10 protein-coding genes are annotated in these 12314 nt (G+C 53.2%); all 10 read left to right on the top strand.

Going from position 1 to position 12314, the window contains the following annotated elements:
* The first annotated feature begins 7 nt into the window (after positions 1–7).
* The 10 genes from sdaAA (at position 8) to LDO05_RS11290 (ending at position 12309) form a co-directional block, all read left to right on the top strand.
* A complete protein-coding gene (sdaAA, locus tag LDO05_RS11335) occupies positions 8–913 on the top strand; it encodes an L-serine ammonia-lyase, iron-sulfur-dependent, subunit alpha (RefSeq protein ID WP_251375510.1) in 906 nt (301 codons plus the stop codon).
* Positions 914–922: 9 nt separating this feature from the next.
* A complete protein-coding gene (locus LDO05_RS11330) occupies positions 923–2983 on the top strand; it encodes an alginate lyase family protein (protein WP_251375509.1) in 2061 nt (686 codons plus the stop codon).
* Between the two features lie 236 nt (positions 2984–3219).
* The gene (locus tag LDO05_RS11325) at positions 3220–4572 is read left to right on the top strand and encodes an ABC transporter substrate-binding protein (RefSeq protein ID WP_251375508.1); all 1353 of its coding nucleotides are present in this window, start codon (positions 3220–3222) and stop codon (positions 4570–4572) included.
* A gap of 156 nt (positions 4573–4728) precedes the next feature.
* On the top strand, positions 4729–5682 hold the full coding sequence (locus LDO05_RS11320) for a carbohydrate ABC transporter permease (RefSeq protein ID WP_251375507.1): 954 nt from the start codon (positions 4729–4731) through the stop codon (positions 5680–5682).
* 39 nt (positions 5683–5721) lie between these two features.
* On the top strand, positions 5722–6546 hold the full coding sequence (locus tag LDO05_RS11315; protein WP_251375506.1) for a carbohydrate ABC transporter permease: 825 nt from the start codon (positions 5722–5724) through the stop codon (positions 6544–6546).
* Between the two features lie 20 nt (positions 6547–6566).
* A complete protein-coding gene (locus tag LDO05_RS11310) occupies positions 6567–7550 on the top strand; it encodes a Gfo/Idh/MocA family protein (protein WP_251375505.1) in 984 nt (327 codons plus the stop codon).
* On the top strand, positions 7543–8370 hold the full coding sequence (locus LDO05_RS11305) for a sugar phosphate isomerase/epimerase family protein (RefSeq protein WP_251375504.1): 828 nt from the start codon (positions 7543–7545) through the stop codon (positions 8368–8370). The genes LDO05_RS11310 and LDO05_RS11305 overlap by 8 nt, the downstream gene beginning before the upstream one ends.
* Before the next feature lie 21 nt (positions 8371–8391).
* Positions 8392–9729, top strand: coding sequence for a helix-turn-helix domain-containing protein (locus LDO05_RS11300; protein WP_251375503.1), 1338 nt, complete (start codon positions 8392–8394; stop codon positions 9727–9729).
* Complete coding sequence (locus LDO05_RS11295; RefSeq protein WP_251375502.1) at positions 9722–10912, top strand: M20 metallopeptidase family protein; 1191 nt, start codon at positions 9722–9724, stop codon at positions 10910–10912. The genes LDO05_RS11300 and LDO05_RS11295 overlap by 8 nt, the downstream gene beginning before the upstream one ends.
* Before the next feature lie 101 nt (positions 10913–11013).
* Positions 11014–12309 carry a beta/alpha barrel domain-containing protein gene (locus tag LDO05_RS11290; protein WP_251375501.1) on the top strand — a complete coding sequence of 432 codons (1296 nt, stop codon included), beginning with the start codon at positions 11014–11016 and terminating at the stop codon, positions 12307–12309.
* Positions 12310–12314: the final 5 nt, after the last annotated feature.

The following is a 12314-nucleotide window of genomic DNA, read 5'->3' as shown; positions in this document are numbered from 1 at the left end:
AGCTGCCGTGCAATTCAAGACAATTGAACAGCTGGTCCAGCTTGCGAACCAGGCAAAGGTCCCGATCTCTGAGATCATGATTCTGGAAGAAATGATGGCTGCAGACTGTACGCGCGAGGCGGTAATTAACAGAATGCAGGCGCATTTGGATACCATGGAGCAGGCAGTCGAACGGGGACTTACCGAAGATATTCGCTCCCACAGCGGCCTGACCGGCGGGGAGGGCAAGAAGCTTCACGCCTATGCGGCTGGTGGAAGCACGGTCTCCGGCAGGAGAATGCTGAATGCGGTCAGCCGCGCCATTGCAACCAACGAAGTCAATGCGGCAATGGGTACGATTATTGCAACGCCAACGGCTGGCGCTTGCGGCGTCATACCCGGATGTTTGTTCGGTCTGGCACCTGAGCTCGGGGTCAGCAGGGAAGAGATGGTTCGCTTTCTATTCACCTCAGGCGCAATTGGCATGGTGATCGCGAACCAGTCCTTCATATCCGGTGCGGCAGGGGGATGCCAGGCTGAGGTCGGGTCGGCTTCCGCAATGGCAGCCGGAGCGGTAGTTGAGCTTGCGGGGGGGACACCGGAGCAGTCGGCTGAGGCTGTGGCCATTGCGCTCAAGAACACACTCGGGCTGGTATGCGATCCCGTCGCGGGACTGGTCGAGGTGCCTTGTGTCATGCGCAATGCCATGGGGGCTGCGAATGCGCTGGTGGCAGCTGATCTGGCGCTGGCCGGGGTCAAGAGCGTGATTCCCGCAGACGAAGTGATTGCGGCTATGTACCGGGTCGGTCAGGCGATGCCGAATACCTTGAAGGAGACTGCCATGGGCGGGCTTGCTGACACGCCGACCGGCCGTCGGATCAAGGACCAATTGTTTGGCAATCCGCCGCCCGCAGCAGCAATCGGAGAGGAGTAGTGGAACCCAGTGAACACTCAGAACATGTTACCGAACCCGCGATTCTACTGGTTACCCGAAGATAAGGATTTCATAGTGTCCACATGTCACAGCAAGTGGCCTGACGAAGTCAAGGAAGTGCTGCACCGGTCTGACTTGGCCTGCGCCAACACATTCATCTTCACTCACAGGTGGGACATGGAACGATGTACAGAGCCTGTGACCTTCGAGGGGCAGATCAACTGGAATTACCGTCACCATGATGACTTGGAATGGCTGGTCATGTTGAACCGGGCGAGATACATGAGTGAGCTTGGTCAGGCTTACTGGCTCACGAATGAGGACCGGTATGCAGCGGCATATATCCGTCTGATGAAGGATTGGATCAAGCAGAATCCGCTTAGTCTGGAAGAGCTTGATGCGAGTGCAGCCAATGCTTATAACGTAAAGGATACCTGGCGGAAGCTGGACAGTGGAATAAGAATTACGCATTGGTTGAAAGGCTACTTCTGTGTCCGTACCTCATCGCTGTGGACGGAGGAAGAGGAGAACCTATTCAAGGAGGCGGTCCGCCTTCATGGCATATATCTGAACCGGGCCTATACCTCGCATGATAGGCAAAGCAACTGGGGATATCTGGAGACCAATGGTTTGTTCCAATTGGCTTTGCTGTTCCCGGAATTTGAGGAATCTCCCGATTGGCTTGAGACAGCAGCCCGGCGGCTGGCAGAGATGGCTCCTGTTCAAGTATTCGGGGATGGCATGCACAATGAGCAGTGCACGATGTATCATCACGAGGTGCTGCACTGCATCTTCGAATCCTTATGGCTTGGCGAAATTAACGGGTATAAGCTTCCTGATCTGCTGCGGCAGACCTTGGACAGCATGTACACTGCTACGCTTGCCTTTGTTCAGCCCGATGGCCACCAGCCCATGCTTGGAGACAGTGACGGTACAGATGTAAGAGATGTCCTGAGCCGTGGCGCTTGTCTATTTGAGCGTGGTGATCTGAAGAGCCAGGCTTATGAGCATCTGGATTATGAGGGAATCTGGTACTTCGGCAGTGATGGATATAATCGGTACGGCCAGTTGGCACCAGCAGAGCCCGCATTCTGCTCCACTCACCTTGAGGATAGCGGATATGTGTTCATGCGCAGTGACTGGTCGGCAGACGCCAGATACCTGCTGTTCGATGCGGGACATATGGATGTAATCCGGGCACATGGTCATGACGACCTGCTGCATTTCAGCTTATCTGCCTATGGTCAGCAGTTCCTGATTGATCCCGGACGTTATACGTACATGGAGAACGAGGAACGGCGATATTTCATGGAGTCCCTGCAGCACAACACCATCTCGGTGGACGGCAGAACGATCTCGGAATATGTGGATTCCTGGCGTTGGAATGCAGAAGCTAATCCGCTCGGCAGAGTGTGGCGGACCAATCATGGATTTGATTATGCGGAAGCAGGTCATGATGGTTATTGGCGGCTCGAGCAGCCTGTCCAGATCAAGAGGCAGATCATATTCATGAAGCCGGATTACTGGGTCGTCATAGATACTCTGCGTTCGCATGGGGTGCATAACTATGAGCTTCCGCTGCATTTTGCTGAGGGAATGACCCTCACTGAACTGAAGGACCCGGGAGAGATCATTGCTTCAGCGGAGCAGCATGGCTCATGTGCCGGACCTTCCCTGCGGATTATCCCGGTTATCCCTGCGACGGTAAGGTTCGAATCTTCCTGGGTGTCGAGAAATTATAACGAGAAGACGCCTGCTGTGAGAGCTGTGCTCCAGCAATCCGGTCAGGGGTTAACCCGGTTCGTGACGCTGTTCTATCCGGAAAGGCCTGATGAACAGACCCGGCTTGAGGTGAGACTTGGAAATGCCAGGGACAGCTATGGCCGGGAGCTTGAGTCTCATATGGCGACGGTGGTCGAGATCGAGCGGGATGATACGGTGGATACGCTCCTTGTCTCCCATCAAGGTCCTAAGGGATACCAGTTCGCCGGTGTTCATCTCTCAGGTGAGGTCATTGCAGCCAGGGAGCAGCCAGGACAGTCGACCCGGAGCTGGGTACTGAAGATCTGATCAGATTCACTGCGGATAGAAGCTGCATGCTTCTTCCGACGCATATAGTCTACATTTGAAAGCGCTTCATATAATAGGGATATAAGCAGGTTAAAATTTTTTTAAAGTATTTTCGGACTTATTAAGGCCGTTGACCAATAAGGTTGAACTAGGTAGTTTTAATATTATAAGAGAAAGTAATTGCTTCCAGAAAAGGTGATTACTTTTCTTTATAAAATTAATTAAGGGGGCTTATCATGAAACATCTGGCATTCAAACGCGGAGCTTTGATCCTTGCTGTGCTTTTGTTCTCATCCATCCTGTTGTCAGCATGCTCAAGCAGTGATAAGGAGAAAGAAGTCACTCCTTCCGGAGAGGCCGTACAAGAACAAGTGGAGCTAAGACTTGGCTATTACTCTTCCGCTCAGACCGATGCTAAGATGCAGGAACTGGTGAAGAAGTTCCAGGATTCCCATCCGAACATTAAAGTGAAGACTGAATCCTCACCATATGGACAATTCTTCCAGAAGTTGGATACTCAGATTGCCGCAGGCAACGCACCTGATGTGTGGCTGTCAGATGGAGTACTGGTCCCTAAATATGCTGAGCGCGGCGCACTCAAGGACCTCACGGATCTAATCGGCAAGGATTTGAAGCATGATGAATACTATGGTCTCGATTTCAATAAAGACACCAACGGCAAATATTGGGGTGTGCCTCAAGGAATTCAAATAGGCGTTCTCTACTATAACAAAGACATGTTCGATGCGGCGAAGGTTGCTTATCCGACCACGGACTGGACCTGGGATGATCTGAAGGCGGCTGCCGAGAAGCTGACGCTGGACTCCAATGGTAAATATGCTACAGATGCCGCGTTCGACGGCAAGAAGGTGAAGGAATATGGACTAACGTTCTTCAGTATCACAGAAGGCTGGATGCCTGTTCTGAAATCCTTTGGCGGGGGTGTGCTTGATCCTACGCTGCAGAAGTCGATTATTAACTCGCCAGAGAACAAGAAGGCACTGGATTGGATCGTGGATGGGATGAACCGCCACCTGTTTCCAACTCCTGCTGATCTGAAGAGCTTCCAGAGCAATATGGCGCCGTTCCCGAGCAAGGCAGCCGCAATGCGGATCGGGATCTACGCGCGCACGATGGATGCGAACAATGCCGGCCTGAACTATGATGTTACACTTCTGCCAAAAGGTCCAGACGGCAAACGCTTCTCTCCAGTCATCGCGAACAGCTGGGTGATTAACAAGAAGGCCGAGAACCAGGTCGGCGACGCCGCTTGGGAATGGGTGAAATTCTGGGCAACTACGGATGAAGCTCAGAAAGAGTGGGCTTCACTCGGTGAAGCTGTTCCGGTCAAGAAATCTGTGGCGAACTCCGAGCAGTTCCTGAACGGCAAGCCTGCCAACAAGCAAGCGTTCCTGGACAGCTTTGAATTCGCGGGTACGCTGGATGTCAATGCGGTATGGAGCGAGTGGGTAGGCAAATTCAATGAAAGCATTAACCGTGCATTCCAAGGTGAAATTCCGGCAGATCAGGCTCTATCCACAGCGGATAAAGATGTTCAGCAGGTGCTCAACGAATTCTACAAGAAGTAATTAATCTGATCAGAGCGGATACACGGCGGTCCTGTCCACTTGATGTGGCGGGGCTGCCCGTATCCATTTAAACGTAAGAATCTATGAAACATTCTGTCCATATAACTTCACTAGACATCCGGTTAGGCCGGATGCTGGAGAAAGTGAGGGAACGTGATGGGAAATACGGAACTTGCACCTACGGAAGTTAAGAATCCGGTTCGCCGGCGTAGAAAGAGACTGAACTCTGACGGAAAATGGGGACTTCTGATGGTTGCCCCTTACCTGGTTCATTTCATCGTATTTGTGCTGGGCTCACTGATAGCCTCCCTGTATTTCAGCTTCTCGGAATATGATATCCTCAACCCGCCGAAATGGACGGGACTAGACAATTACACGAAGCTCTTTAATGAGCCCATTTTCTGGAAGGCACTTGGCAATACGCTTTATTTCGCTGTCCTGTTTGTTCCCCTGCAGACCATTCTGGCACTGATTCTAGCCTCGGCGCTTAATCAAAAGCTCAGGGGTCTCAAGCTGTTCAGGCTAGCCCACTTTCTGCCGGTAATTTCCTCCTGGACGGTTATTCTGTATGTGTCGGATGCATTCTTCAACACGCGTTTTGGTCTGGCGAATGATTTCCTGACCCGGATGGGCCTCGACCCGCAGACATGGCTTCAAGATCCTCAGCTGGTAATCCCGCTTCTGGTCCTCATTGCGGTGTGGAAAGGGATCGGCTACATTATGGTCATCTTCCTGGCAGGGCTGCAAAATGTGCCCTCAGATGTATACGAAGCGGCTGAGATTGATGGAGCCGGAACTTTCAGGAAATTTCTGAATATTACCGTCCCACTGATATCGGGGACCACTTTTCTGGTTGTTGTGCTCAGTACGATCTCCACCTTCCAGGCATTTGAGCAAATCTATGTCATGACGGGTGGGGCTCAGGATGCCACGGCTGCGGGCGGCCCTAACAATTCAAGCCTTGTGCTCATGATTTATCTGTACCGCGAAGGCTTCTCTTTCATGCGGATGGGTTATGCTTCCGCGATCGCCTGGGTGCTGTTCGTGCTTCTGTTCATCCTAACCATTGTACAGGTCACTCTTCAGAAGAAGTGGGTGCATTATGAATAAGCGCTTGACTACAGACAATGCAAGGAGGCGGTTCCGAATATGAGCCATTCCAAGTTACGCAAAACTGTTAGTTATATTGTCATGACCATCAGCTCTTTGATTATGCTGCTACCCTTTCTGTCCACCGTATTCAACTCGTTGAAAACATATGCGCAATTCACCTCTATACCTCCTAAATGGATACCCAATCCGGTACAGTGGAGCAATTACAGTGAGGTCTGGAAGCTGGGCCCTTTTTCGCAATATATCTCTAACAGCGCGATCGTTACTGTTTTATCCGTGATCGGGGGGCTCCTTTCCTGCTCGATGGTGGCTTATGCATTTGCACGAATCGAATTCCCGTTCCGCAACACCCTGTTCATGGTCGTGCTTGGGACAATGATGATTCCTGCGGTAGTTCTGATCATCCCGCAGTTCGTGATTTTCCAAAATCTGGCGATGCTCGATACGCTTACCCCGCTGTGGCTGATCGAGTGGCTGGCACAGCCGTTCGGCATCTTCCTGATGCGCCAGGCGTTCCTCGCCATCCCCAAGGATTATGAGGAATCCGCCAAGCTGGACGGCTGCAATCCATTCCAGATCTACTGGAGAATCTTCATTCCCATGTGCAAGCCGACCTTCGCGACACTTGCGGTATTCACCTTCATGACGAAATGGAATGAGATCCTGTCGCCGGCCATCTTCCTGACTTCCAAAGAGAATTATACGCTCCCGATCGGAATTCTGTCTCTCGGTGGTCAATATAACGGGAGCGAGCAGTACGTAGTTGCTGCCGCGCTGCTGAGTCTCATCCCGATTCTGCTTGTATTCCTGTTCGCTGAGAAATATTTCGTCCAAGGCAGCAATTCTGCCGGAGTCAAGTAAGCAAAAGGGAGGAACCTGGCATGAGCTTCAAGGCAGCTGTAATCGGAGGAGGCATTATCTCTCGGAACCATCTGGACGCGATCAACTTGATGCCGGAGATAGATGCCGTTGCCGTGGCTGATCCGAATCTGTCCAAAAGAACCGCGTTAGCTGAAGAGTATGGAATCAACGCGTACGCGGATTATCGTGAGATGGTCCGGCAGGAGAAGCCCGATATCGTGGTTATCGCGGTTCCTCATTTCCTCCATAAGGAATGTGCGATCTGGTGCTGCGGCGAGGGCTGTCACCTGCTTCTGGAGAAGCCGATGGCTCTGAATGTAAGGGAATGCGATGACATAATTGAAGCGGCAAGCCGTGCGGGGGTTACCCTTCTTGTAGGTCATACCCAGCACTATCTGCCGGCCAATATTCAGGCGAAGAAGCTGGTTGCGGGGCGGGAGCTTGGAGAACTTATCGCGATCCAGGACACGCGTCATCTTCATTACTATAAGGAGGATCGTCCGGCGTGGTTTTTTGAGAAAGCGAAATCTGGGGGAGGTATTATGATGAATCTGGGTGCCCACTCCATCGATAAAATCCAGTTTATCACCGGGAGCCGGGTTGCCCGTGTCCACGCCGCACTTAGTTATTCCGGACCCCGAGGAGATGTGGAAGGCAGCGGAATGGTCTTCCTGCGGACCTCGAACGGCTTGCCTGCCACCATTGTTCAGTCCGGGTACGAAGGAGTGTCTGGCGACACTACAGATCTGATCTTCACGCAGGGGATGGCCAGACTTATCTCCGGCAAGGGGCTGTGGATCTCCAGGCATGGACAGTATGAGCCCTATAATCCAGGGGAACAGGAGGAGGAAGACCCCTTCGTTCTCCAATTCAGGGATTTACTTGAGGGAATCAGAACCGGACAGGAACCGGAGAGCTCCGGAGCTTACGCCCGATCCGTCATTGCCGCGATCGAAGCTATATATGCCTCGGACGCGCAAGGAGGTGAGCAGTTCCTTGAGTAATCCTGAATCGCCCCGGTGGAAGTACAGCATTTGTTCAACTGGCCTGAAATCAATGCCTTTGGTAGAAGTGCTTGATGCCGCGAAGAATCTCTCTCAGGATGGAGTAGAGCTGTGGTCACAGCATCTTGAGGATTTTGTTGGACAGGGGGGGAGCCTGGAGGAGGCCCGTGAGCTTCTTGCGGCTCGTGGGCTCGAGGTTCCAGCCATAGCATCTTATACGTATTTGTCCAAAAGTGCGGAAGATATCGGCGCAGATCTCGTTCAGCTTGAGCGGGCGGCCGAACTCGCACAGGGTGTGGGGAGCCCGCGGATCCGAACCTTCGCCGGGCATGTGCCCTCGGCCCATGCGGGCGTGGAGGAGTGGAACCGGACGATGCAAGGGCTTCGGGAAGCTTCAGACCGCTGCGCCTTCGCCGGAATCCGGTTAGCGGTTGAAATTCACAACAACACGTATGCGGACCGCCTGGACCGGATCAAAGCAATTATTCAGGAGGCTGGGCCAGGTAAGCTGGAGCTGATCTATGATCCGTTCAATCTTTTTGTAGACCGTCAGGATCCTGTGCCTGTCCTGGGTGAGCTCAGCCCATGGATATCCCACGTGCATTTCAAGAACTATATCTGGGATCACCGTAACTGGAATCTCAGTAAGCCTGTTCCGGTCCTTCAAGGGGATTGTGATCATCAAGGTCTGATCCTTGAGCTTCTCGAAGCCCGTTATGCCGGTTATATTTCATTTGAGTATTTTGGTGATTCAAGCCTCAGCCTGGCCAGTCGTTCTCTCGCAGAGATTCGGACTTACCTGCACCATGTTCTTTCGTAAATAGACATGGAGGTGATCAGCATGACCCTGAATTTAAAAGTAGCCGTAATTGGTCCTCAGGATTTAGTTCAGACGGTTATGGAGCTTGGGTCAAAGTATGAGGGACTAACGATGCTCCCAGCAGCGTATCAGCATGAAAAAGATACTCTTCAGCTCGCGGCAGAGGTGGGAACGCTGGCGGATATTCTTCTGTTCACCGGTCCTATCCCGTATCAGATCGCCCTCGGGCTAATTAAGGATAAACCCATGGTGCACGTCACTTACTCCGGAACTGCGCTGTATAAAGTGCTGTTCGATTTCATTCGGGACGAAGTCCTTCACTTGAATGAGAGCGGGCTTAAGATCAGTGTGGATGTCCTCGACCGGGAGGAGATTGAAGAGCGGCTGACCGAGATCGGCATCACCGACTATGAGCTCTACGTGAAGTCCTATAAGGTAGGCATCGAGACCGAAGAGCTGGTTTCTTTCCATCATCAGCTGTGGAGAGAAGGCAAGGTCAAGGTTACGGTGACCTCGGTTACGTCGGTCTATGAGCGTCTCAGGCAGCTGGGTGTTCCTGTCTACAGGGTGGTTCCAACCCTTTCCTCGATCAGGGACACCCTGAACCGGGCGCTGCTTGAGGCGAAGAGTCTCAAGTTCAGCAGTACCCAGATTGCTGTCGGGATTATGAACATTGATAATTTTATGAAGGTATCCAAAGAAGTTGCCTCCGAATATGAGCTTCAGCGCAAAAAACTTGTGCTTCAGCAGATTCTGCTGGATTACGGGGAGGAGACGCAGGCTCTGATAAAATGGACGGACGGGGACGAGGTCTCCTTCATCACAACCCGGGGGATCATCGAACAGACGACCAAAAGGTTCCAGGAAGCGCCGCTCCTGCTCGAAATAATGGAGAAGCTTCAGTGGAAAGCAAGCATCGGAATTGGAATCGGCCGAACTGCGAATGAAGCGGAAGGCAAAGCCAGGGAAGCGCTGCTTAAGGCAAAGCTGAGCGGAGGCGGGAACTGCTTCCTGATCATGCAGGATGGCCTCGTGTATGGACCTATGGGATCCGAGCTGATTCTTGAATATTCGGTCCGTAGTGAGGATCCGCAGCTGCTGTCCATCGCCAAGAAAGTGGGCTTAAGCGTGGGCACGATCAACAAGCTCCAGTCTTTCTGCAACAGACTCGGGACAACCACGTTCACGGCTTCCCAGCTGGCCGAAGGGTTCGGCATTACTCTGCGCAGTGCCCGGCGGATCATGGCGGTGCTTGAGAAGTTCGAGATTGCCCGGATTGTCGGGGAAGAGCAGCCGGCAGGCCGCGGCAGACCGCGGCAAATCTATCATATAACCTTGGAAGGAGCAGGCCATGACTAGAGAGAGCATTTGGACAACAGCCCTGTCACTAAGTGAAGAACTTACGGCAATACGCCGTCATTTGCACCAGTATCCCGAGCTAGGCTTTGAAGAAGTGCTGACCTCGGCTTATGTGGCCGGCGAGCTGGGCAAGCTCGGTCTGTCTGTGCAGACCGGACTTGCCGGTACGGGCATCACGGCACTGCTTGAAGGAAGCCGGCCGGGCCCCGTTATAGCGCTTCGCGCTGACATGGATGCTCTCCCGCTTAAGGAGCAGACAGGACTTCCCTTCGCCTCCTTGCATGAAGGCCGGATGCATGCCTGCGGCCACGATGGGCATATGGCAATGCTGCTTGGCGCAGCCAAGATCCTGACCGGCCTCCGCGGGGAGCTGGCGGGGACGGTGAAGTTTATTTTTCAGCCGGCAGAGGAAATGCTGGGCGGTGCCCGGCATATGATTAAAGCGGGGGCGCTGGACTCGCCGCGGGTGGATGCGATTGTCGGCTTGCACCTGTGGCCGGATCTGCCTACCGGCCATATCGGCCTCCGCCCGGGCACCATTATGGCAAGTATGGACCATGTGAATATCACGGTCCACGGGACTGCCGGGCACGGCGCGGCTCCGCATCAGGGCGTTGACGCGATTCTGATTGCCGCGCATGTGATGACCGTGCTGCAGTCACTGATCAGCCGGGAGAGTGATCCGGCGGACCCGGTTGTGCTCAGTATGGGTTCCATACAGGGTGGCAGCCTGCCTAATATTATTGCCGACAAGGTGGAGATTAAAGGTACAGTTCGTGCAGTCCGTGAGGATACTCGCGCGCGAATGGCGAAGCGGATTCAAGAGCTGGCCGCAAGCGTGGCGGCGGGGATGAATGGCCGGGCTGAGGTTAGCTACACTTACGGTTATCCTCCAACGGTGAATGATCCGCAGCTGATCCGATGGGCTGAGGAAGCATTGCATGAATTATCAGCCGAAGTTACAGTTGTTCATCTGCCGTATTCGCAGATGACGAGTGAGGACATGGCCTATTATATGGACGAGGTACCCGGGGCCTTTCTGCTCGTGGGTGCCGGAGGCAGTGTGCGGGGTGAATATCCGCTTCATCATCCCCGTATGACAATTGATGAGAAGGCTCTTGTGCATGGCGCGGCGTTTCTGGCTGATTTTACACTCAGGATAACAGAAGGATTGAAGTCTTAATTCAAAATTCCAGGTGAAAAAATCCTCCTCGGGAACAGGAGACTGCTTGTAAAGTGTGGAATAGAGTCTTCAATGACCTTGATCACATTAGGAGGTTGAAGATGATGAATGGGCCTATCTTACCGATCAAGCCGCTTCTAGGCAGAGAGACGGTATCCCGGATTGAGGCGGATTATGACCGCTTCCGGGAAGGCATGCCTGACCAGGTTGAAGCGTATATTTTGGACCGTTATGGAGTAGATGTCTCATCCAGATATGGCACTGTTACCATTAGAAACCCTTTTGGCAAGGCATCCGGGCAGCTGTCGGTGAATGTGGATCAGGTCCGGGCTGATTCAAAGGCCGGGCTCGGCTTCGTGGTCCTGAAGACCGTAGTTGCCGAGAACCCGCTGGGACAGCGGTCTATGAACGAATGGGCCGTTAAGGAGACCCGGATGGTGGTGAATCAGATCACCGGCAAGGAGACGGGAGAGCTTGGATGGAATGTGACCTGGCGGGGGAGGGGATGGTACGGTACCCTGGACGCCTATCTGGAATTCTACCGGTCGGCTCTGGAAGCAGGACAACCTCGCGGAACGGTCATCGTTCCTTCTTGCAAGTATCACCTGCCGAGCTCGCCCGACTCCGGTTATCAGCTTGATGAATACCGGTATACGACCCAAATGTTATACAAGGTGTGGAAGGAAGCCGGCGGGACTGGACCGCTCCAAATGGAGAAGGACTTCAGTCCGACGGTAGCGGGCTCCGGTCTCGCAAGCCAGAAGAGCAGCGTGCTCGAATGGCTCAGACAAGTTCCCCACTTGATTAAAACCTCGGTTCCCGGTGGCGACATTCAGCTTGGTGTGAAGCTGATGAATACGATGTTCGATGACAGGTTCCAGCTGGAGTCGTTCCGGTACCTTCTGGAAGAAGGGCTGGTCAGGCCGGATTATGTGGTATATGCGAACCGGCTGTATGATTCACACCTCAAATTCCTGGGCAGGGCAGGAGCCGCCTATGGCGGGCCGGACTTAAGCACTCGCAATCTGAGAATCCTGTCCAGGCTGCGCAAGCTGGAGATTCAGGGCAAGCTGAAGAGACCGATCCCCCCATTATCCGGGACAGGGAATGTGAATTCCGGCAGGATGGTTGTGGAATATGCTCTGCGGGGGGCGGAGAGCGTACAGATGCATACCATTTTCCAGCGGCCGAATTCCACCTTCGGGATGCGCACAGGGAGCAAGACTGAGCGTGCGCTGCATGAGCTGTATTTTCACCCTTCCGAAGGCTTGATCACCTGGATGCTGCATCTGAGAGACCATCAGGAGGTTGACTGTCCGGATGGCATTATCCGGTTCGGTGATATGGCTTCCTGGTACCGGAACAAAGGCAAGGAATATTTTCTGTACATGGTATAGGGGGC

It is taken from the genome of Paenibacillus sp. YPG26 (assembly GCF_023704175.1).
Classification (GTDB): Bacteria; Bacillota; Bacilli; order Paenibacillales; family Paenibacillaceae; genus Fontibacillus.
This window is presented reverse-complemented; position numbering and strand designations above follow the sequence as displayed.

What these genes read in the sequence shown, in the direction of transcription:
- LDO05_RS11310 (WP_251375505.1), top strand. Translation starts at nt 6,567, where the DNA reads ATGAGCTTCAAGGCAGCTGTAATCGGAGGAGGCATTATCTCTCGGAAC.
- LDO05_RS11290 (WP_251375501.1), top strand. Translation starts at nt 11,014, where the DNA reads ATGATGAATGGGCCTATCTTACCGATCAAGCCGCTTCTAGGCAGAGAG.
- LDO05_RS11325 (WP_251375508.1), top strand. Translation starts at nt 3,220, where the DNA reads ATGAAACATCTGGCATTCAAACGCGGAGCTTTGATCCTTGCTGTGCTT.
- LDO05_RS11320 (WP_251375507.1), top strand. Translation starts at nt 4,729, where the DNA reads ATGGGAAATACGGAACTTGCACCTACGGAAGTTAAGAATCCGGTTCGC.
- LDO05_RS11315 (WP_251375506.1), top strand. Translation starts at nt 5,722, where the DNA reads ATGAGCCATTCCAAGTTACGCAAAACTGTTAGTTATATTGTCATGACC.
- LDO05_RS11295 (WP_251375502.1), top strand. Translation starts at nt 9,722, where the DNA reads ATGACTAGAGAGAGCATTTGGACAACAGCCCTGTCACTAAGTGAAGAA.
- LDO05_RS11300 (WP_251375503.1), top strand. Translation starts at nt 8,392, where the DNA reads ATGACCCTGAATTTAAAAGTAGCCGTAATTGGTCCTCAGGATTTAGTT.